This window comes from Psychrobacter sp. APC 3426 (assembly GCF_030408035.1).
Classification (GTDB): domain Bacteria; phylum Pseudomonadota; class Gammaproteobacteria; order Pseudomonadales; family Moraxellaceae; genus Psychrobacter.
In genome coordinates this window covers 22243-45642 of the sequence record NZ_JASDCF010000005.1, presented here as the reverse complement: position 1 = coordinate 45642, position 23400 = coordinate 22243, and the positions used below count along the sequence as shown (strand labels likewise).

Here is a 23400-nt window from a genome sequence, read left to right as displayed (position 1 = left end):
TAATAATAGAGAAAAATTGCTAACTGTATTAAAATGCGCTCAGACAATAGATATTATTAAGTTAACTGTCTATTGCGAACTGACATACAAAAGATAAAAAGCGTAAGGTGTGTTAGTTCTAGGTAACTTAAGCCGGTTATTGTGTTTTAGTTACGACATTATCGTGTAATAATGTGTAGCTCGTTAACGAAAAAAGTTGTAAACTGAATTGATAATCGCTAAGCTACTCCTTAATTGGTTTTGCTTTGTAACTTAAAATTCGTCAAAGATGTCTATTTTAGAGCATCTTGAGAAGCGGTTTTGCTTAACGCATCACTAAAATTATCCTTTGGAGGAAGTCCATGAAATTGAATAAAATTGCTCTAGCTCTGGTAGCTGTAGCGGCTGCACCTTTAGCAGCTAACGCTGGTGTAACTATTAGCCCATTGTTACTTGGTTATCACATGACTGAAGAGTTTGGTGATACTAGTGATAAGCAGCGTGATATCCTAAAAACTGGTAAAGACCTATACATCGATGCCAATGGTAACTCGATCGATGGTCGTGGTGGTAATGTACCTAATGGTGGCGTAGCGAAAGAAAGTGGTCTATACACTGGTGCTGCAATCGGTATCGAACTGACTCCTTCTACTCAGTTCCAAGTTGAGTATGGTGTTTCTAACACTAACGGCGAAGCTTCAGAAAGATCAGCAGACGCTGGTGTTAACCGCTTTGACGTAGAACAAACCATGCTTTCTGGTAACTTCCTAATTGGTACTGAAGAGTTCACTGGTTATACTGATAGTGCATTGAAGCCATATGTATTGGTTGGTGCTGGTCAGTCTAAAATCAAAGTAGAAAACCAAGAAACTTATGGTCCTGCTGAAGGTTCTTCTGTAGGTACAGTTAACGCTGGTACTGAAGTTTCAGAGTCTAAAGATACTATCGGTAACCTAGGTTTAGGTGCTATGTATCGCATCAACGATGCGCTAAGCCTACGTGGTGAAGCTCGTGCGATTCATAACTTTGATAACAACTGGTGGGAAGGCATGGCATTGGCCGGTCTAGAAGTTGTACTAGGTGGCCATTTAGCACCTACAGTAGCTGTACCACCTGCTGAGCCATTAGTTGATAACACTCCAGTAGTTATCGTTGAATCTGATCTTGATTCTGACGGTGATGGTGTACCTGATAGCATCGATGCATGCCCAGGCACTCCAATGAACGTAGTGGTTGATGAGCGCGGTTGCCCAGTACCAGTAGATATTACTGATGAGCTGAAAATGGAACTACGTGTATTCTTTGATAACGACAAATCAGCTATCAAAAACCAATACAAGCCAGAAATCGCTAAAGTAGCAGAGAAGATGCGCGAGTATCCTAACTCTACAGCACGTGTAGAAGGTCATGCTTCTAAAACTGGTCCTTCAGCACGTTATAACCAACGTCTATCAGAAGCTCGTGCAGTTGCGGTTAAATCTATGCTAACGAACGAATTCGGTATCGCTCCAAACCGTCTATCAACTGTTGGTTATGGTTACAACAACCCAATCGCAGACAACAACACTGAAGAAGGTCGTGCTATGAACCGTCGTGTTTATGCCATCATCACTGGTGACAAAACAATGACTGTTGAACAAACTAAAGACATGGTTGTTCAATAAGTAATAGCTAACTGACTACGTTGTTAAATACATAGTTACAAAAAAAGCCGCCCAATGGGTGGCTTTTTTTTATTGATGTATTGAGAAAAGCAAGTTATTACATAAATTTATCAAGCAATAATGTTATACTAGCTACCGAAACATTCTGTAAATTGACAGAATGTACATTAGCATAGCTATCTGTACGATGAATTTATCAGTGTAGATATATGATTATATTGAAGTTATTAGATTAACCCGACCTATTGTACGGACTTCTAATAGTATGTATTCAATATCTATCTGATTGATGATAAAAGTTTATCCAGCGGCGCTTATTGCTACTGCATTTTTTTAAGACGAAACGAGCATTTTATATGGCGAACGATATCAAACACCTGCGTAACATTGCAATTATTGCCCACGTTGACCACGGTAAGACAACTTTGGTTGATAAGTTATTACATCAGTCTGGCACTTTTGGCGACCGTGCAAACATTGCCGAACGTGCAATGGATTCAGGTGATATTGAGCAAGAACGTGGCATCACTATTTTGGCTAAAAACACAGCTATCCGCTGGACAGACAGCACTGATGATACTGAATACCGTATCAACATTGTCGACACCCCAGGTCACGCCGATTTCGGTGGTGAAGTTGAGCGTGTAATGTCAATGGTTGACTGCGTACTTTTAGTCGTTGATGGTGTCGATGGCCCAATGCCACAGACCCGTTTTGTAACTCAAAAAGCGTTCGAGCAAGGTCTAAAGCCAATTGTTGTTATCAACAAAATTGACCGTCCTGGCTCACGCCCTGATTGGGTAATGGATCAGATTTTTGATTTGTTTGATAACCTAGGTGCAACTGATGAGCAGCTGGACTTCCCAGTTGTTTATGCTTCAGCACTGAATGGTATTGCTGGTTTAGAAGCAGACAACCTAGCGGATGATATGACGCCGTTGTTTAAAACCATCGTAGATGTTGTACAGCCTCCACAGGTTGATGCAGATGCACCATTCCGTATGCAAATCTCAAGCCTTGATTACAACAGCTTCGTAGGTGTTATCGGTATTGGGCGTATCCAGCGCGGTAAAGTGAAAACCAATACTCAAGTAACTGTCATTGATAAGAACGGCAAAACACGTAATGGCCGTATCTTAAAAATCATGGGCTATCATGGTCTTGATCGTATCGAAGTAGAAGATGCGCAAGCAGGTGATATTGTCTGTATTACTGGTATCGATGCACTAAACATCTCAGATACGATTTGCGATCCTAATCACGTCGAGGCATTGCCAGCGTTAACGGTTGATGAGCCAACTGTATCGATGAACTTCCAAGTAAATAACTCACCATTTGCTGGTCGTGATGGTAAGTTTGTAACCTCCCGTAATATTCGTGAGCGTCTTGAGCGTGAACTGATTCACAACGTAGCGTTGCGTGTTGAAGACACAGAATCTCCTGATAAATTTAAAGTATCAGGTCGCGGTGAGCTTCATCTGTCTGTATTGATTGAAAACATGCGCCGTGAAGGTTTTGAGCTTGGTGTTTCTGGTCCAGAAGTTATCGTTAAAGAAGTTGACGGTAAGCTGCAAGAGCCGTACGAAAACGTTGTTTTTGACGTTGAAGACGAGCATCAAGGCGCTATCATGGAGCAAGTTGGTCTACGCAAAGGCGAAATGACCAATATGGAGCTTGACGGTAAAGGTCGTATGCGTATTGAAGCGACTATGCCAGCCCGTGGCTTGATTGGTTTTCGTTCTGAGTTCCTAACCTTAACTTCAGGTACGGGTATCATGACGTCAAGCTTCTCTCATTATGGTCCACAAAAAATTGGTGATGTTGGCGGTCGTACTAATGGCGTATTGGTTTCTATGGCAAATGGTGTTTGCCTAGGTTTTGCGCTATTTAACCTACAAAAACGTGGTAAGTTGTTTGCTGAGCCACAGCTTGAAGTGTACGAAGGTATGATTGTTGGTTTGAACTCACGTAACGACGACATGACTGTTAACCCAACGACTGCTAAGCAGTTGACCAACGTCCGTGCCAGTGGTACTGATGAAGCATTAACACTGACCCCTGCTGTTAAGTTCACCCTTGAGCAAGCGCTTGAATTTATTCAAGATGATGAGTTGGTTGAAGTAACGCCAAAAGCCATTCGTCTGCGTAAGCGTTATTTGACTGAGAGTGAGCGCAAACGTCATAGCCGCGGTAAGAAAGGTGCTTAATATCGATAACTGAATTAATTTATAATTCAATTATCTGATATGCAATAGCATTATCTTAGTGCTAATAAAAACTATCAGCATTAAGATATAGAAAACCAGCAGTATAGAGTGAGCTAAATATGGTTCACTTTATACTGCTTTTTTTATGTTGCAATATTTATAGAATACAGACAGAATAATCGATAATAGTGGTGTATCTTGTTATTGCAAATAAAACCCAATTTCGGGTTAATTGTTTAATCACCTATCTAATGATAGATAAGGGTTTTGAGGAGTAAATAATGAGTATGGTTTCTGAGTTTAAAGAGTTTGCGGTAAAAGGTAACGTGATGGACCTGGCGGTCGGTGTCATTATTGGTGGGGCTTTTGCCACTATCACAACTTCTTTGGTTGAAGATATTATTATGCCGATTGTTGCTTTTATAGCGGGTGGCGAAATCAACTTTGAGAATATGTTCTTAGTAATGGGTGATGCGCCTGAAGGTATCGCTATGACTTATGAAGCACTTAAAGAAGCGGGCGTTCCGGTATTGGCATACGGTAGCTTTATCACTGTACTGATTAACTTCCTGATTTTAGCTTTTATCATCTTTATGATGGTTAGAATGGTCAACAAAATGCGTCGCGAAGAAGAAGTAGAGGAGGCGATAGAAGAGCCTTCAGAAGAAGTACAATTGCTTCGTGAAATTAGTGCCAAGCTCAGCAATACCAACATAACCAAATAAAAAAATATTGATCATTCCAGCAATAAAAAAGGCTAACACGATGTTAGCCTTTTTTATTACTCAATATTTAGAACCTATGGCGTGACGACCACATAATCATTGGTGTTGATTAATATCTCTGATGGTTGGTCAACGACGATACGTACCACATTGTTATCTACGACTTGCGATTTATAGTAGTTGTCTTCGGCAACCGTGCAGCCTAAGCAGCGTGCCATAGCATCCCAAGGCTCTACAAACAGTTTTTGCTGCGCTTGGTCTGCGTTACCACCGATAAGTGAGAAAGGCAGGCTAACGATGTAGGCGGCCGTACCAGCAACAGCATTAACCAACTGTAAAGGCTTACCCACAACTGTATCAACGACCATTGTTTCATAAGAAGGCCCAAAATCAGTTTCATCAATTTCTATTGCTGCCAATGCAGGTTGCATGGTAGCAGCCATTAAACCTAGGCTGGCAACTATTGTGAAAAACTTTTGCTTAACTGTGCGTTGGGTGTTGGCTTTAACAGTCATAATGGTATCCTAAAACTCATAATTGGTATGGTTAATGGCTGCAGCTATTTTCACACAGAGACAATTTCCCTATAGAAACGATGCGGCAAAGATAGGTATTGATAATATTACAGGTAAATAAATGCTTTGCACTATTTATGTAAGCGCTAGCACTATTAAAGCAAGATGTGCGTGAATAAGCAACAAAAATGCGCAGCATCTACCAATCTATATATAAACCACTGTGAAAAATAACGGTTTTAATCGACTGTATCTTTATCCAAAATATCACTGTTCTATTGAGCATTATAACCATTGGCATTAATATGGATTAAGACAAAGGCTGACAATTAGAACAATATATACTGGCTCGACCATTCAGCTTGATATTTTCAAGCACCGTATCACAATGGGGGCAAGCTTCACCTTGTCTACCATACACATTTAAAGTCTGCTGGAAATAACCAGTTTGACCACTGGCGACGGTAAAATCACGCAGTGTTGACCCACCCAACTCTATTGCCTTTAATAAAATCTCTTTAATATGATTTACCAAAGTCGTTATCTGCTGATAGGAAAGCTGATAGGCGGGGGTCGCTGGATGGATACCAGACAAGTATAAGCTTTCTGTCGCATAGATATTGCCGACACCGACCACCACTTGCTGCTCCATAATGACTGATTTTATTGCACGGGCAATCGGCTGTCTTTTTGATTTGGCTTTACTGGCAATTGTTACATCAGTACCTGTGTTAGTACTTGCATCAGTGTTTCCGTTAGACGTGGTAGTGCGTTGAATCAGATGGTACAGATAGTCAGCAGTGAACTTATCTGACAAAGGCTCTGGACCTAGATGATCTAATAATTTGGCACTATAATCATGATGCCATAATACAGAGCCAAATCGTCTAGGATCATAATAGTGTAGCTGCGATTTTGTATTTTCAGTGTCGATGAAGGTTATCAGCAAATGGTCATGCTTGCGCTTGTCGGTGGCACACTCATGCTGCTGTAAACTTCCTGACATCCCTAAGTGGATTAAGAGCTTGCGCGGACTGGGAGTGTCGGCTTGATTGTGAGCGCTACTGTTATCGCCACCATCTACGCTATCACGGCTATCAAAGGTTGGTAAAAAGTTCAGTATCAGATATTTCGCACGGCGCTCGACACTATCTAATGTGTAACCGACCAAGCTGTCTAAATCATCTGGCATTGACCAGCGCAGCTTTGGCTGAAAGACTTTTATATCGACGACTTTCTGCCCCAATAGTGGGTTTAAACTGGTTTTAGTGGTTTCTACTTCAGGTAATTCTGGCATGATGTTTTTATGACAACTCTATGATGAAAGGAATGTATGTAGCGAAGGATTGGATTAGGTGACCGCACGTCTGGCATGTAATATGCCGTGCTGTTGCTCTAGCTTGGCCAGCAACTTAGACAAATGTGCCAATCCTGAAACTTCAATATGGAACTTTAAAAAGGCAATATTGTCATCATTACTCAAGGTCTCCACTTGACGAATATTGACGTTTTCTTTATCAATAATTTGCGTCAAGTCACGTAACAATCCCCGTCTATCGTAGGCTTCTACGTGGATATCTACCGGCTGATAGCGACCAGGCTGAACCCGCCATGAAGCTTCTATCTCGCGCTCAGGGTCACGCTCAATCAGGCGTAAATATTCAGGGCAGCCACGATTATGCACGCTGACGCCTCTTGATAAAGTGATGTAACCAGCGATTGGCTCACCATGTACAGGATGGCAGCAGCCGGCTAAGTTGATTTCGATATTGTCCAAACCATCGATACGAATTTTATAAGCGTCTAGCTTGCTGGTGTCTCTTGTATCTACGCTCGGCACGAAGTCTTCTGGAGGTCTCTCGGGCTCTAGATGCAGCTGACGAGAAATATGACTGGTCAGCTGATTCAGTCCAATATCGCCGGTGACCAATCCAACGATAATATCGTCTGTATTATTGACATTAAAGTGTTGGATGTAGTCATTTAAATCGATGCTATTAGGATGTACAGACAGACGCTCAAGCTCTTTGCTGAGCATTTGGCGGCCAATTTCGATGTTTTTATCACGGTCTTGTTTATTAAACCATTGGCGTAGTTTCGAGCGGGCGCGGTTGGTATGGATATAACCTAGCGAGGCCACCAACCAATCACGATTGGGCTCACGAGACGCTTTGGTGATAATCTCGACTTGCTCGCCAGTTTTAAGCTGATAAGTTAGCGGTACATAGCGCTGATTGACTCGCGCCGCTTGCGCACGGTTGCCTACTTGCGTATGCACATAATAGGCAAAATCAAGCACCGTCGCCCCTTTTGGTAGCTCGGTAATATCACCATCACGACTAAAGATATAAATACGCTCCAGCTCATCAAAATCGACAAGTTGCTCATCTTCATCAAACTCTATCTCTTCAAGCTCTTCACCAGTCAATAAAGAAGAGCGGTGTTGATTGCGATTCTCATTATTAATCGATAACAGCTGACGTAGAGAGCTGATTCTTTGATTGAGGTAGTTGTCCTTTTTATTCTTTAGACCTTCCTTATAATTGACATGCGCACACATGCCAAGCTCAGCCTCAAAGTGCATCTCATGCGTACGAATCTGTACCTCTAAAGATTTGTTCTCCGCTATAACGGCAGTATGCAGTGAGCGATAACCGTTGGATTTTGGGTTGGTGATATAGTCATCAAACTGCTCAGGAATATAACGCCATAAGCCGTGCACCAGTCCCAATACGTGATAACAGTCTGATGGGTTGGTGACCAAGACACGTAGCGCTCGAATATCATAAAGCTGATCAAAGGACAGACCTTTGAGCTTCATTTTGCGGTAGATAGAATAGATATGCTTGACGCGTCCAGACACCTCACCTTCAATATCAGCATCTGACAACGCTTGATTAAGCTTGTCTTGTACACGTTGAATGTAAGATTCGCGTTCACTGCGTTTTTCTGATAATAGCTTGGCGATTTCTTTGTAGCGCTCAGGTGCAAGGTAACGAAAAGCTAAGTCTTCAAGCTCCCACTTAAGTTGTGCGATACCCAGTCGATGCGCTAGTGGCGCGTAGATGGTCATCACCTCACGTGCCACGCGATTTTGCCGCTCTTCATTAGAGAACGTCAGTTCACGCATGGCAAAGGTACGCTCAGCCAGCTTAATCAGTACCACGCGCACATCATTGGTGACCGAGATGAGCATGCTATAAATATTTGATAATTGATCACGCTGATTGTTGACGAAATGGTCTTCTAGACGCTTGTTGTTTTCGATAATCTCAGAAAGCTGACCCATTGCCAACGTATCTTTGACTAAGGTTGCGATGTCTTCACCGAATTTTTTCTCGATATCAGCGAGGCTTATGATGGATTTACGCGCACTACGGTAAAGCATCGCTGCGACAAGGGCGTCTTCATCTTGGTAGAGATAAGTCAAAATATCGGTCATACCAATACCCGTGACGTAGGCACCTGAACGCTCAGATTCGCTGGTATTCATATGATTGCGAATGAACTCGCAAGCGGCAGTGAGATTAGGTACAGACTCTTGACCAATGCGTTTGGCGACGTTGTCAAGCCAGGTAGGCACGTCGATATTAATTTGATCTAGGCTGATGGCCTCGAGCTCTTTTTTTGCTAATGTATTGTTTTTATTGAGCAGCGGATTGTCTGAATACTCATTGGCTAGCTTTGGGTCATAAGTATGAATCGCGTGTGGTGCTGAGCGATCAAAGGTGGTGTGTAGCTTGTGCGTGGCTAGCTGGTATTTGATATCGAGGGGAATTTGGGCATAGCTGTTGGCAGACTGATGAGAGCGTTGGCTCGCGACCAGTTGTGCCGCTAGTGTTGCACTGTCGGCTTGTGTCGTCTGTCCGTCCACCAGCGGTAATCCTTCACGAATTTTTACCATAGCCGACTCCTCTTAGCTATTTTGAATTGATTATAACTTCATCTACTATGCACACACTCCAAATCCAAGATGTTAAAGTGCCAGCTATAAACCAATACAACTGCTAAAAAGTCCATTTTTAGCAGCTATAAAATGCATGTGAAATATATAAAGCTATGAGCGCAAATACTTACTACGTACTGATAATACAAACATTAATGCACACATAGAAAGATTGATTATTATTATCTCATTTTAAGATGACAAATCAAGCGAGGCTATGTAATGTCTGTCCTTAGCAAGGATAAACAGTCGCTATTGATTAGCAAAACTTAACCAAGGTTTTGGCTAAATGTGAGCATGTTTCAACACGGCTATTTATCACTTTAAAAAAATGAATAAATGACAAAAGGTTAAACAGCGACTTTCTCAAATCGAGCGATTGATTCAACATGACCCGTATGGCAGAACATATCCATCACCCCAGCATGAGTCAAACGATAGCCTTGCTCTAATAATGCTTTGGTATCACGAGCGAGCGTAGCAGGATTACAAGAAACATAAACGATGCGCTCAGCGTTGAATTTTGGTAAATATTGCATAATCTCCCACGCGCCAGAGCGTGGTGGATCAATCAATAGTGCATCAAAACCCTGATTGGCCCAAGGTTGGTCTGAACAATCATGCGTCAAGTCTTGAGTATAAAATTCAGTGTTATGGATACCGTTACGACGTGCGTTATCAGCGGCGCGTGCGGTCATTGCATCGCTACCTTCTACGCCTACCACGGAGCCTGTTTCACCAACCAGGCGCGCAAGTGGCAAGCTAAAGTTGCCAAGACCACTGAATAAATCCAATACCCGTTCGCCTGCTTTTAAATCTAGCAAGTCACAAGCCAGCTTGGTCATCTGACGGTTCACCGATAGGTTTACTTGGGTAAAGTCAGTCGGGATAAATTCAAAAGTAAGATCAAATTCTGGCAATTGATAGTACAAGCGTCCAAACTGCTGGCTCATGTCATCATCGTCAGTCAAGGCAATACGCTGGATGCTGTCAGCGCCTTTAGATTGCAGATATAACTGCCAGTTACGTGCGGCAAAAAATACTTTTAGTTTCTCTACATCAGCGTCTGATAATGGCTCCAAGTTGCGCACGATAAGGGCAACAGGTTGATTGCCATCTGGCAGCTCATCTATTTGCTCGCCCATGGCCAATTCAAGCTGAGCAATCTTGTCACGACTCTCTAAAGTGCTGATAAGCGCTTTTAGGTTCTCAATCTCAAAACCGATTCGTGGGTCTAAGATGTGACACTCGTTTAACTCCGCTAAAAAGTTACTAGAACGCTCACGGAAACCGACCAAAGCCGTTTCTTTTTTAGCGACATAGCGGACGCCCAATCGTGCTTTGGTCCGATAGCCAAGGCGATCACCGACCACGGGTGCAAGCCAAGTATCAGGCTCAACATTGGCCTGATGTATCAGCATTTCAGCCAATACAGACTGTTTAAAATTGATTTGACCATCTGGCTGCCAATGTTGCAGGTTACAACCACCGCAGACACCAAAATGCGGGCAGGGTGGTACAGCACGCTCAGGGTTTGGGTTGGCCGTGATGCTAATCGCATCGCCTTCCTCAAAGCTGGCACGGCTGTTGGTCAATTTAACCAAAGCGCTTTCACCGGGCAAGGCAAAGCTGACAAAGACTTTTTTGCCATGTTTGTCCTCGATATGACCGTCATCTACACCAAAGCCATTACCGTATATCGCAACGCCACGACCATCATGTGACAAGCCATCAATAGTAAATGGCAGCGGCTCAGCCTCTTTTAGGCGACGGCGTATCTTAGAAGAAGGTTTGGACTTCTTCTTATTAGGCGGTATGGTAATGGTTTGGGTATCGCTCGTTTGTGACGTAGCATCAGCTGTTTTCGCGGTATTCGAATCGGTGGGTTGCATAAACCTGCCTTAATAATAAATGATAAATAGCTAAAAATAAGGGTGAGTGCTACGCTTTATAGCACTGTTTTATAATTTGGCTTGCAGTAATACAGTTCTTTATAATTGCGGCGCAGATGACCAGTCAGCGATAAACTCATGATGGCGTGGACTGCCATCCGCTTGGGTATATTGTGCCAAATAATCATGGCTTTGCTGCTGCCAAGCGTTAAAGTCTTGTGAAGATAATTGACCCGTCAGACGCAACCAGCGCAAATAAATCAGCCAAGTATTCATGACATCAGACTCACAGTAAATGGACAGTGTTTGCCAATCACCATTGATAACAAGCTCTCCAACCATGCTGCCATCGATGTCCGTTTTTCCAGGTAGGCCATAAAGGCTTGCGACCACATCCATGGCCTCGCGGCGACTGGCACCGTATTGGCTAAATCTGTCCATTAAGTCCAGATGGCGAGTGTGGAAGCGATTGACATAATTATCAAAACGCATGTTTTTGATGCGCTCGCCTTCTTCAAATAGCCACGGTGCTGACAAGTCATACTGCATGGCACGGTAAATAAGCACGGGAATATCAAAGCCAGAGCCGTTCCAACTAATAAGCTGAGGTAGTTTTTCAAGATCACTAAACGCCCGAAAAAACTTAGACAAAATGTCTTTTTCGCTAAATTTATCTGCGGTTAGAGAAAACAAAGAAAACGTGCCATCTTTGATATATAACGCTGAGATACAGACGATACGCTGCAGTGGCAAGCGCATAAAGTCATGTCCTGCTTCTTGTGTGCGTATCGCTGTCAGTGCGCTTAGGGCATCAGCATCGTTAAGCTCAGCCAACTGCGGATAGATACGGCGCGCCGCATCAGTATCGGCAACAGTTTCGATATCAAAGACCAGTATCGGGTCGGACGGTAAGGCTTGTGACATAGGTAAACCTAATTAATTGTTGGCTTATTGTGCTGCGCTTTCTGTACCGTTAACAACATTGTCGTCATTAACATTGTATAAACCAGTCGATAAATAACGATCCCCGCGGTCGCAGACGATAAAGGCGATGACGGCATTAGGGTTTTCTTTGGCGACTTGTACTGCCGCCCATGCTGCGGCACCAGAAGATACGCCCGCAAAAATGCCTTCGGTTTTGGCCAGTTTGCGCATATAAACTTCAGCGTCATGCTGATCAACATCCATGACCTCATCGACCAAGTCTGCATCAAAAATACCTGGCATATAAGCGGCAGGCCAGCGGCGGATACCCGCAATAGATGCCTCTTCATCAGGCTGTAAACCGATAACCTTGACGTCAGGGTTTTGCTCTTTTAAGTATTGCGACACACCTGTGATAGTGCCGGTAGTGCCCATTGAGCTGATAAAGTGGGTGATTTTCCCACCAGTTTGTGCCCATAATTCAGGGCCTGTGGTTAGATAATGCGCTTGGCTATTGTCAGGGTTGTTAAACTGATCCAGTACAATGCCTTTACCGTCTGCTTGCATTTGCAATGCCATATCGCGTGCCGCTTCCATGCCTTCGTCAACTTCGATTAACGTTGCACCGTAGGCTGTCATGGCGTCTTTGCGCTCTTGGGTTGAGTTGGTCGGCATCAGTAGCGTCATCGGATAGCCGCGCATCGCAGCGACCATGGCCAAGGCAATGCCAGTATTGCCGCTGGTGGCTTCAATCAGCATATCACCAGGCTTGATATCACCACGCTGCTCTGCTTGATAAATCATATTAAAAGCAGGGCGGTCTTTGACGGAGCCCGCTGGATTGTTACCTTCAAGCTTGGCCAACAATACTGCGCCATTGGCAATTTTCTCTTGTTCAGGCAAGCGCTGTAATTTGACCAGTGGGGTCTGACCGACGCAATCCGCAAGGACAGTGACTTGAGAGATGAAGTTGTCGTTTGACATGGTCGTATCGGACATAGGGTACCCTTATTTTTAATATTGAACTTTAAAACATAGTTGATTTTTTAAATATCGTTGCAGCTTTACATACAATCATTCATTTGCCGACCAAAAGTATTAGCCGGTAATTAAGTAAGCATGACCGTTGCCAAAAATAGCAGCCATTAAAAAGTTGCGTCATTATATCATTTTGTTTTTGGCTACGCTGAGAGCATCCAGAGATTTTGGTAAATGAGTGGTGTTTAAAAAGAACTTGCTGCTATTGATGAACCAATATATTTGACGATAAAAAGTGAATGGCATCTATAGATGTTTGGATAGCGAGTAAATGCTATAGTCATTCCTCTATGATGTATTATTAATGAAAACCGCTTATAGTCGCCATTTATCAATTGTAAAAACCAGTAGAGAGTAGAGCTAGTATGGCATACAAAAAACGCTTTGATACCAGTAGTGCTTATGGTCAGCTGATCATATTGGTGTTTTTACCGATATGTGTATTGGCAGCCGTTGGCGGTATTTTGGTGTTTCATGAAACCATGCGTGCAAGCGACTCTGAGCAAGAAGTGTTGGCAGAAGCGGTGCTTATCCGTTATACGCCAGCGATTGCTGACCTGATTCCTGAGCTGTTAGCACAAGAGCGACAGCAGGCAGATAGTACTGCGCAGACAGCAATGATGACGCTAGAGGGTATCCAAGATAGGCTCGGTCGTATGCAGTCTGAGCAGCATGTTCAGCGTATTGCTATTATCAATGAAGACAACCAAGTGCTTGCCACAGTTGGCTATGGGCTAAATGAAGCATGGCCGTTGATTGATGCTTCACAGCAGTTTATCTCACAAGAACCAACACCTATCGGTACTGCTTATGGCAGTGTGTTGGGTGATTTTGAAGGTCAGCGGTTGTGGCTATTGGTCGATATGGATAATGAGCCGCTTTATATTGCTCGTTACCGTATCGCCATGGCATTGGTGATTACAGGTCTGTTTACCATTTTGATTTTATTGCTGAGTTTAAATATTTACTCAAAACGTTGGATAGCACCAATATATGAGCTGCGCCTACAACTGCAGCGCACCCATGTCGACAATCTATATCAGCCCATTCCCGTTGAGTCAAATGGCGAGCTGAATTTGTTGCAACAGGATTTAGTCAGGACGTTGCGCCGCTTACATGGTAGCTTTCAAGAGCTTAAAGACCACGCCGAGCAGACCGAAGATGACTTGCGTTTGGCGTTTGATGAGATGGAAATGCAAAACATCTCTATAAGAAACGCACGTGATGCCGCTATTTCAACCAGCCAAGCCAAGTCGGCATTCTTAGCGAACATCAGCCATGAGCTGCGCACACCGCTTAACAGTATTGATGGCTTTATTAATTTGCTGGCGCGTCATGGTGAGCTTAATCCTGAGCAAGACTTGTATGTACAGACCATTCGTAAATCTTCAGCGCACTTGCTTGCTTTGGTCAATGATGTTTTAGATTTTTCTAAGATTGAAGCGGGCAAGCTGGTGCTTGATCGCCATGAGTTTGACCTGTATGACACCATCTATGATGTGGTGGATATGCTCTCGCCGGTATCGGCGGAGAAGGGTTTACGCATGGCTGTGCTGTTTTATAATGATGTGCCCATGCGTATCAATGGCGATGCACTGCGTCTCAAGCAGGTGCTGACCAATATCGTCGGTAATGCGATTAAGTTTACGGATAGTGGCGATGTGGTGGTGCGTGTTAGCTTAGATGATCATCGTGATAATTACTTGATGATTAGCGTGCAAGATAGCGGCAAAGGCATTTCACTGGCTGATCAAAAAATGCTGTTCCAGAGCTTTAGTCAGGGCGATCCGTCAATCACCCGTCAGTATGGCGGTACCGGACTGGGCTTAGTAATCTCCAAGCAACTGACGCGTTTGATGGGCGGAGATATTGGCTTTTATGATAATGCGCAAGAAAACATCGCCAATCAAGGGGCGACCTTTTGGTTCCGTATGCCTGCTCATGTCGATGTGCTGGAGGCCGCTACCGGTCAGACAATTGAGCTGCCAGTTTTAGCGCCGCTTGCCAGCGCGACGGATGAGTTTAATGTGTTGGTCTGGATTAATCATACGGCATCTATCCAAGTGCTCAAGGCCAGCCTGCAGTATTTGCCAATTAAACTGACACAAGCCAACTCGTTACCTGGTGTGCTTGAGTCGTTAAAAGAACGTGGCAATTATTGGGACTGGGTCATCGTTGATGATGACACGCAAGACGACATGATGGCGCTGCTCAAACAAATTCGCCTGCATTATCAGGGTAAGCTTGCGGTATTCGGCTATCAAGTCGCTGCTGACCAAGCGCTGCTCAATCGTTATCATGCCAATATTTTGTATGAGCCACTGGATAAAAGACAGCTTTACGCCATGCTTGATACCCAAAATCGCAGCATACCCAAGAGTTTGCAAGAGCCACGTTGGAAAGGCGTGACCGTACTGGCAGTTGACGACCATCTACCCAATCTACTGGTGCTAGACGCGCTGCTTAGTGAGCTTGGCATTCAGGTCATCACCGCGAGTAGTGGCTTTGATGCGATAGAAATCATCAGTAAGCAACAGACCAAAAATATCAAAACGGCTAAGAATGATAAGCAAAGTTTATCGAGTAAAACGCAGCTGTCAAAGGCGGAAGCTCGTGACGATGTCAATAAAAAATCAAATAGTGGACTGCTTGAAGAGGGCAGCCTTGACGATAAAGGTAACGTGCAAGATAAGCATAATATTGACTTGATATTTATGGATATTCAAATGCCGCGTATGTCAGGGCATGAAGCAGCAAGACAAATTCGCAATATTGAAAATGAGGACAGCCGCATCCCTATCATTGCGTTGACCGCACATGGTTTGGCAGATGAGCGTGACAAGCTTATCGCTAGCGGCATCAATGACTATGTTGGCAAACCCATTAGTCAGCCGCAATTGCTACAAGTACTGCAAAAATGGCTAGGACGTACATCGACGACGTCACAATTAACGGCACTGTCTGAAACCAGCTTAAACGGTTTCGATGAGCAAGCGACTGACTCACAAAAAAGTACAGATACTGATAGCTATTCAACGTGGCCTGCAGACTCCACGACTGCTTATCCTGTGCTAAAAGATGACGTCAGTATCAGTGAATCTGCCGCTGATGACGCCCATCATCCGAAGATTACAAGACCATTGTCATTGAAAAAAATTCGCGATGATTATCTGCGTGATAGTCAGCCGCGAGAAGATTATAGAAAAGAGACACCACGTGAAACTCAGCCGCGCTATGAAAGCTTGCGATTCCAAAAACAAGGGCAGGCACCATTACTCAGTTTACCTAAGAAGCCAATAGATATGGCTGATGAGGAAATATCAGCAACTCCAGACTCAGTTTCATATGAGCAGGAAAGTCTGGCTTTGAGCGGTAATTATCTAAGCGTTAATGGCAGTACGAGCAATCAGTCAGAGATTTTGGACTGGCAAGATGCGCTGACTCGCTCAGCCAACAAACCTGATTTAGCGGCCAAGTTAATCATCATGATGCTCGACACCATCAACGATGAAAAGCAAGCGTTAACGCAAGCATGGGAGGCTCGTGACCGCAGCATGCTGGCGCAAATCGCTCACCGTATATTGGGCGGTAGTCGCTATACAGGCGTGCCACAATTGCGTCAGGCGAGCCAAGATTTGGAAGATAAGTGCTTACTAAATATCCACCACACTACGCCTGCGCAGTTTGCGATGTTAGAGCCTTATTATGAAGCATTATTGACAGCGCTAAATAATTTGCAAACCTTAGATTTGTCTGCTTATCCTCAGCTCAATTATCATCGTTTGAGTGAAAATGATATGACATGGAAAATGATTTAAGAAGCCAATGTCATTTAAAAAACTAAGGTAAAGTAAGTCTTTTTGGTAGATAGAACCAAATATAGGACCGTGGCAGTCAGTTATTGCTGCAGTAGGATAAGAATAAGCCTGTTAATATTGCTAGGGCGTGTCCTCAATTCAATCGATAATAATCTAAATGGGTTAAAAATGGCTAAATCTTGCCAAACAGCGTCAAATAGCTGACTAATATCTCGATATTATCTGCGCTATTTTCCTTGTTTGACCGCAATTTATCTCATTTTTACCACCATTTTTAAAATGAAGACACGCCCTAGCATTAGCACTATATTTTATTCATTCATTAATAAGGATTGTTATGAACGCCATTGCAACTTACCAATATGAAACCCTAGCAGTTAGTATCACCGATAGTATATTGACCGTGACATTGAACCGACCACACAAAAAAAATGCCATGAGCTTTAAGGTGGTCGAAGAGCTGATAGCCGTCGCAGGTCGCATAAAAAAAGACAAAACCATACGCGCAGTCATCCTCAATGGGGCAGAAGGGACGTTCTGTGCAGGTATCGACTTGGGCGATTTAAACCACCCAAAAAACCAAGCGTTTGCAGTTTGGGAGTTGGTGAAGCCATGGCAAAGCTCGTTTCAGCGCGTCTGTCTGGTGTGGCGTGATGTGCCAGTACCGGTCATTGCGGTATTAGAAGGCTATTGTATCGGTGCAGGACTGCAGTTGGCACTCGCTTGTGATGTGCGTATCAGCCATCCTGATTGTAAACTGTCTATCATGGAAGCCAAGTGGGGTCTCGTGCCTGATATGGGCTTGACGCAATCGGCGTTTGGCGTCGTGCGAGAAGATGTACTAAAAGAGCTGGCAATGACGGCACGTATCGTCGATGCCAATGAAGGTAAAACACTGGGTTTGGTCAGCCATTGCAGTGAGACGCCACTTGAGCAAGCACAGCAGCTTGCCGCTGAGTTTGCAGAGCGTTCTCCTGATGCTGTGTTGGCCAGTAAGCGTGTTATCAATGCCATGCATCAACAGCCAGCGACGACATTGTATAAAGAAAAAATGTGGCAGCTAAAAATGATGCTCGGTCGCAATCGCAAACTGGCACTGAGGAAAGCCAAGCAAGCCAGTACTGCTTTTGGTAAGCGTCAGTTTAATTAGTCGTTAATGAGTTATTAGTCGTTCGTTAAAAAAGGTATATTATAAATTTCAGACATATTTTACCGTTTTACGTTGATTGTTTTTTAGTTATAGGGTTTGTTTTATTAACGTTATGATTCTATTGAAATAGCGATGCTAGATACGATATAACATTGTCCGCTTGCATAGCCGCAAGTAAATATGCACTATTGTTGTTAGTAGCCGTTTTTACGATTGAAGAAAACCAAATACGACACCGCTCGAATCATAAAATAATAATCACTATATAAAATGGTCTAAATATGTCTGCTCCAAAATCCTCCCTGCCTAACAAACCTATCGCCTCTGAGCGTGTGCGCTCCGCTGATTTGCCCGTTGCATGGATTATGATGCTCGGACTTATCGTGGCGGTAGGCCCATTATCTATCGATATGTATCTGCCTGCGCTGCCTTCTATGGCAGATGATTTCGGGGTTTCCACCGCTTTTATGGCCAACTCTGTCCCAGCGTATTTTTTGGGATTGGTATTTGGTCAGCTGTTTTATGGTCCCTTTAGTGATCGCGTTGGCCGCGTTAAGCCACTATATATCGGCATGACGCTTTATGTCATCGCCTCGATTGTCTGTGCAACGACTGATAATGAGTACGTGTTATTTGTGGGACGGACGATGCAGGCGTTAGGTGCTTGTGTGGGCGCGGTTGTTACTCGTGCAGCCATTCGCGATAGACTAACGGCCAAACAAACCGCAAAAGCATTCTCTATCATGATTTTGGTCATGGGTTTGGCGCCGATATTAGCACCATCACTCGGTGCACTATTTTTGCGCTTTTTTGATTGGCACTCTATCTTTTGGTTTTTGGCGGCTTTTGGGGTTCTGAACTTACTGCTAACCAAGTTCTTCTTTTTTGAGACCCTCACGGAAGAGAACCGTAATGTACGCCCTGCCAAAGAAGTGCTGAGCCAGTATTGGGACTTATTAAAAGACCCAACCTTTAACTACCCAGCGATTGGTGGTGGTTTATTGATGGGCGCAATGTTTGTTTATATTAGCTCAGCTTCAGAGCTGATTATGGACACTTATGGTATGTCGGCGACGCAATTTGGTTGGTTGTTCGGTATGAATGCGGCGGGCTTCGTTGGTCTAACCCAATTGAATCAGTGGCTGACCAATCGCTTTCGTATTTTGAGCATCCTACGCTTTGGTGCGATGATGCAGGTTATCTCTGCTGGCACCTTGTTTTTTGTTGGTATATTTTTGGGCACTGATGCATGGTTACCATTGGTATTGGCCTGTATTTTCTTCTGTATCGCAGGCTTGGGTTTGACTCAGCCAAATGCCTCGGCCATTGCATTGGCTTTCCAAAAGCGTCGTGCAGGTATGGCAAGTGCGCTGCAAGGGTCGCTGATGTTCTCAGTGGGTATTTTTGGTGGGTTATTATTAAACCTGTTTCCCGTGAACGCAGTACTAAAAATTGGTATTGCCATGTTTGCGCTCATGAGTCTGGGTAGCTTTTTAATCTGGCAGATTGACCGCAACTTGGACCTTGATAACGCAGAGTAAGTCAGTCCTAATCGTTTAAGGAAACACCCAATATATTTATATGTTGGGTGTTTTTTTGTCTGTTTATCCATGAAAATTACTGGCTAGAATGTCTTTTATCTGTCATTAATAAATTATATATAACAAGTTATTGAGAATAGAGGGAGTAATTCAATAAATCACTAATAGCAGTTTTTAAGACTGTTAATGTGAATTTATTACCTAAGGTATGACATTTATATTCTTTGGAATGCTATATAAATATAGCCTCACAACTTGTATCTATCTAAATGAAAAAAAATAGTTTGTCCATACTAAACAAATTTAACAGAAGTATTTCAATTGTGAATAATTTAGTGTAGATTGTAACTTTATGTTTACAGCGTAATGGTTTTGAAATCAAATATTACTAAACGATGACATTAAGAATAATAGCTTCCGATTGTAAGGACAAAATATGAGACAACTGTATCGCCTATTTCCAGTCGTACTAAGTATTGGCCTATTTGGCTGTGGTAACTCTACCACTCAAGAAAATGCTAATTCGACCACTGCACCAGTAACAGAAAATAAAGATACCTTCGTTAGTAGCCTGCCTGATACGGCACCTACACTTAAGGTTGCTATGACGGGTGATTTGCCACCTTTTTCGTTTCAAGATGACTACGGTAATATGCAAGGCACTGATGTTGATTCTATTCGTGCTATTGGGGAAGAGCAGGGCTTTAAAGTCGAGTTTTATAAAGAAACTTGGCAAGATATGTTTGACAGTGTCGAGTCAGGAAAGCGTGATTTAGCGATTTCAGGTATTTCATATAAAGATGATCGAGCAGTAAGGTACGGCTTATCAACGCCTTACTTTTTTAACCCAGCGACTATCATGTATTTGGAAGGAAAGTTCGACATAAAAGGTTTAGAGGACATTAAGGGCTTGAAGACAGGCACTTTAGAGGGCTCTAAAGAAGAAGATACTCTGAAAGAGATGGGCGACTCAGTTGAGCTGGTTTCAAGATCGACGGCATTTTTGGCTTATCAGGACTTGGTACAAGGCAATACTGATGTTTTCTTATATGACATGCCAGTGTTGCAGTACATTGTAAAAGGTTATCCAGAACACAAAGTTACCATCGTACCTTATGAAGCGGCAGATGCACCTTCAGCACAGCAAGTAGTATTAATGGCTAAAGAAAACACGCAGCTTATTAATACTGTAAATGAAGGGATTAATAAGCTTAAAGAGAAAGGGACGTTTAAAGAAATTGAGAAGCGTTGGTTGGGCGACTCCAAAGCTACTGGTAAAGATATCTCTGACACTACTAACAATAAGCAATTGAACTAAGGAACTCTAAAGATGGCAATTACGCATAATATTGACAATAAGCGTTACCAAGGTCTGATTGTTTCAATTGCACTGTTTTTATCACTCATCGGTGCCTTGCTAGCTTTTACCTTCTATACTTCGAGTTTATTAGAGAGGAACACGGCTCTAATTGACCAAACTAACCAAGTTGCTAATAGCGCACAGGCGGTAATTAAAGACCTTTTTGACTTAGATAACAGTTATGGTGAGGATACCAACTCTCCACATATCCAGCGCGTCCTGAGCCGTTTGGAAGAAAACACGGCATTAATTACCAGCTCCATCTCTGCGATTGAGCAAGGGGGTAAGATAACCGATACCACTGGTAAGAGTTATAATCTGCCAAAGATTGATAGCAATGCACAAGCGAATATTACCGCTGCCAACGATCAATGGCAGGCGCTAGAGCCGAAAATTCAAGCATACCTGAAAGATGCTGATAACATCATGGTTGCTTCTGCAGATGATTTGACTCGAGCCGTTGAGCAGGCCAAAACATCAAGTTTGCTGATTAACGATTCACTAGACAATCTTACCGACGATGTATTTAGTAGTGCGGAGCGTCAAGCCACGACCATTCGTCTGATTCAGGTGCTGGGTGTTGCTGCTATTTTTGCTTACTTCTTGATCTTTGTATTCTTCTTTGTTCGTCGTCTACGTGAGACAGATGCTGAAGCAGCTGCTGCTCGTCGTGAGACACAAGAGATTATGCAAACGGTAAATACCGGTCTATTCTTGCTTGATAAAGACTTAAAGATTGGTCAGCAGCATTCTCGCGCTTTAAACGATATTATCGGTGCTGATAGCTTGGCGGGTGAGAACTTTACCAGTGTATTACGTGGTCGTATCTCTGATAAAGACTTAAACACCACCAAGCAGTTTATTGAGCAGCTATACAACCCACGAGTCAAAGAAAAGCTGGTGGACTCCCTAAACCCTCTACACAAAGTCATGCTGCATAATGCTGCTGGCAATAAAGGCGCGAATAGCCGTTTCTTAGATTTCAAATTCTCACGCGTGTATGATAATAAAGACATTGCCCGTATCTTGGTCAACGTCAATGACGTCTCTGATGCTGTTTATCTTGAGCAGCGCTTAGAAAAAGAGCGTTCTCAGAACGATATGCAGATTGAGATGCTCACCACTATCTTGAATGTGAATCCGAAGATTATTAACGAGTTCATTGCCAATACCGATGCGCATATCAACAAGATGAACAATATCTTGAAAAACCCTGGTAGCTCGCAATTTGAGCTAGAAAGCAAGTTGAAAGCCATTTATCGCGAAATGCACAGTCTAAAAGGCGAGGCTTCTTCGTTAAAACTGCACAGCTTTACTAAGATTGCCTCAGATGCTGAAGACAAGTTGCATGCGCTGCAAAACCAAGGTCAGCTATCGGGTAATGATTTCTTGCCACTTGCCGTGCATTTAGATGACTTGTTGAGCTTGTCTAATACCATTGCAACGCTCGGTGAGCGTATCAATCGCTCAGCGCCAGCACCTACCAAACCTGCCACCACGCAAAAAACAACTGCGTTAAATGATGCGATGGCGAAAGAGAATACAGTAAAAGCAGCAACGCCTGATACTGCTATTAGCAATCAGCCAGCCAGCCTATCGATTGGTGGCATCACTATTGCTGGTGGTCAGGATATCGACCTGAACGATGAGCAAAAGGATGATCAGCTCTCATTTTATCGAGATTTTGCCAAGGATATCGCCGCAAGACAAGGCAAGCAGATACAGCTAAACAGCCACACGTTAGCGCAAGTCAATATCCCAGAGCATCTTGCCAAGCCTATCAAAGAGATTGGTATTCAGTTACTACGCAATGCTGTGGTACATGGTGTTGAAGCGCCAAGCATTCGTCATTCTCTTGGGAAGGATGCGGCAGGTAAAATTGACCTAGAAGTGCAAGACACTGGTCAAGACTTTATGCTGATTGTGCAAGATGACGGTCAAGGTATCGACTATGATGGTATCCGTCATAAACTGGTTGAAGAAAACCACTTTAATAGTGAAGAGGCAAGTCAGCTCACTCACGGTGATTTACTTAAAAAGCTGTTTGCTTCTGGCTTCTCTACCAGAGATGATGCCGATGAAGATGGTGGTCGCGGTGTGGGTCTAGATATCATCAAAGCATTGGTGAAAGACTACGGCGGCAAGCTGAATGTCAATAGTGAACTGGGTAAAATGACGCAATTCGTCATTACGTTACCTAAAGCTTAATTGGGGACAACAGGTACGCGGTTAAGGATGACCACGTACCTCATTACAGGTAATAGGTTATGCATAAATTAATGATTGTTGATGATTCTAATATCATTAGAAACCGTATTCAGCGTGCGTATGACTCAGGCGAGTTTATGCTAGTAGCCACGGCAACCAACGGTGTACAAGCGATTGAAAAATTCAACCTCCATCGTCCTGATGTGATTACAATGGATTTGACCATGCCGCAAATGGATGGTCTTGAATGCATTGAAAAAATCATCGCAACAGATCCAGACGTACGTATTTTAGTCGTGTCAGCCTTGTCTGATAAAGCCACTGGCATTGAAGCATTGTCGTTGGGTGCCAGTGGGTTTTTGTGCAAGCCTTTCTCAGAAGAAGAGCTTGTAGAGTCTTTGCACGAGCTGGTGCAAGATTAATATCATTCAAC

15 protein-coding genes are annotated in these 23400 nt (G+C 43.4%); 9 read left to right on the top strand and 6 right to left on the bottom strand.

Features of this window, described 5'->3' with window-relative positions; genetic code table 11:
• The first annotated feature begins 341 nt into the window (after positions 1 to 341).
• From QL919_RS04825 to mscL, 3 genes are all read left to right on the top strand, one after another.
• A complete protein-coding gene (locus tag QL919_RS04825) occupies positions 342 to 1643 on the top strand; it encodes an OmpA family protein (RefSeq protein WP_290188445.1) in 1302 nt (433 codons plus the stop codon).
• Positions 1644 to 1999: 356 nt separating this feature from the next.
• Entirely contained in the window at positions 2000 to 3850 is a 1851-nt protein-coding gene (typA, locus tag QL919_RS04820) for a translational GTPase TypA (RefSeq protein WP_290188444.1), read from the top strand.
• Between the two features lie 281 nt (positions 3851 to 4131).
• Entirely contained in the window at positions 4132 to 4575 is a 444-nt protein-coding gene (mscL, locus tag QL919_RS04815; protein WP_290188443.1) for a large conductance mechanosensitive channel protein MscL, read from the top strand.
• Between the two features lie 74 nt (positions 4576 to 4649).
• Here the strand turns inward: mscL and QL919_RS04810 are convergent, their stop codons facing one another.
• The 6 genes from QL919_RS04810 to cysM all read right to left on the bottom strand — a co-directional run bounded on the left by QL919_RS04810 (position 4650) and on the right by cysM (position 12851).
• Positions 4650 to 5090 (bottom strand): hypothetical protein, encoded by a 441-nt coding sequence (locus tag QL919_RS04810; protein ID WP_290188442.1) that lies wholly within the window; start codon positions 5088 to 5090, stop codon positions 4650 to 4652.
• A gap of 310 nt (positions 5091 to 5400) precedes the next feature.
• The gene (gene mutM / locus QL919_RS04805) at positions 5401 to 6387 is read right to left on the bottom strand and encodes a bifunctional DNA-formamidopyrimidine glycosylase/DNA-(apurinic or apyrimidinic site) lyase (protein WP_290188441.1); all 987 of its coding nucleotides are present in this window, start codon (positions 6385 to 6387) and stop codon (positions 5401 to 5403) included.
• Between the two features lie 54 nt (positions 6388 to 6441).
• Positions 6442 to 8994, bottom strand: coding sequence for a bifunctional (p)ppGpp synthetase/guanosine-3',5'-bis(diphosphate) 3'-pyrophosphohydrolase (locus QL919_RS04800; RefSeq protein ID WP_290188440.1), 2553 nt, complete (start codon positions 8992 to 8994; stop codon positions 6442 to 6444).
• Between the two features lie 392 nt (positions 8995 to 9386).
• Positions 9387 to 10928 (bottom strand): 23S rRNA (uracil(1939)-C(5))-methyltransferase RlmD, encoded by a 1542-nt coding sequence (rlmD, locus tag QL919_RS04795; protein WP_290188439.1) that lies wholly within the window; start codon positions 10926 to 10928, stop codon positions 9387 to 9389.
• Between the two features lie 99 nt (positions 10929 to 11027).
• Positions 11028 to 11852: a 3'-5' exonuclease gene (locus tag QL919_RS04790; RefSeq protein WP_290188438.1), complete on the bottom strand. Its 825-nt coding sequence runs from the start codon at positions 11850 to 11852 to the stop codon at positions 11028 to 11030.
• Positions 11853 to 11876: 24 nt separating this feature from the next.
• Positions 11877 to 12851 carry a cysteine synthase CysM gene (gene cysM / locus QL919_RS04785; protein WP_290188437.1) on the bottom strand — a complete coding sequence of 325 codons (975 nt, stop codon included), beginning with the start codon at positions 12849 to 12851 and terminating at the stop codon, positions 11877 to 11879.
• Between the two features lie 404 nt (positions 12852 to 13255).
• On the opposite strand from cysM, the gene QL919_RS04780 reads away from it, so the two are divergent.
• The 6 genes from QL919_RS04780 (at position 13256) to QL919_RS04755 (ending at position 23389) form a co-directional block, all read left to right on the top strand.
• Positions 13256 to 16708 (top strand): ATP-binding protein, encoded by a 3453-nt coding sequence (locus QL919_RS04780; protein ID WP_290188436.1) that lies wholly within the window; start codon positions 13256 to 13258, stop codon positions 16706 to 16708.
• 337 nt (positions 16709 to 17045) lie between these two features.
• Complete coding sequence (locus QL919_RS04775) at positions 17046 to 17858, top strand: crotonase/enoyl-CoA hydratase family protein (RefSeq protein ID WP_290188435.1); 813 nt, start codon at positions 17046 to 17048, stop codon at positions 17856 to 17858.
• A 281-nt stretch (positions 17859 to 18139) separates the two neighbouring features.
• The gene (locus QL919_RS04770) at positions 18140 to 19399 is read left to right on the top strand and encodes a multidrug effflux MFS transporter (protein WP_290188434.1); all 1260 of its coding nucleotides are present in this window, start codon (positions 18140 to 18142) and stop codon (positions 19397 to 19399) included.
• 436 nt (positions 19400 to 19835) lie between these two features.
• On the top strand, positions 19836 to 20717 hold the full coding sequence (locus tag QL919_RS04765; RefSeq protein WP_290188433.1) for a transporter substrate-binding domain-containing protein: 882 nt from the start codon (positions 19836 to 19838) through the stop codon (positions 20715 to 20717).
• 12 nt (positions 20718 to 20729) lie between these two features.
• Complete coding sequence (locus tag QL919_RS04760; protein WP_290188432.1) at positions 20730 to 22967, top strand: ATP-binding protein; 2238 nt, start codon at positions 20730 to 20732, stop codon at positions 22965 to 22967.
• 59 nt (positions 22968 to 23026) lie between these two features.
• On the top strand, positions 23027 to 23389 hold the full coding sequence (locus QL919_RS04755; protein WP_290188431.1) for a response regulator: 363 nt from the start codon (positions 23027 to 23029) through the stop codon (positions 23387 to 23389).
• Positions 23390 to 23400 lie beyond the last annotated feature (11 nt).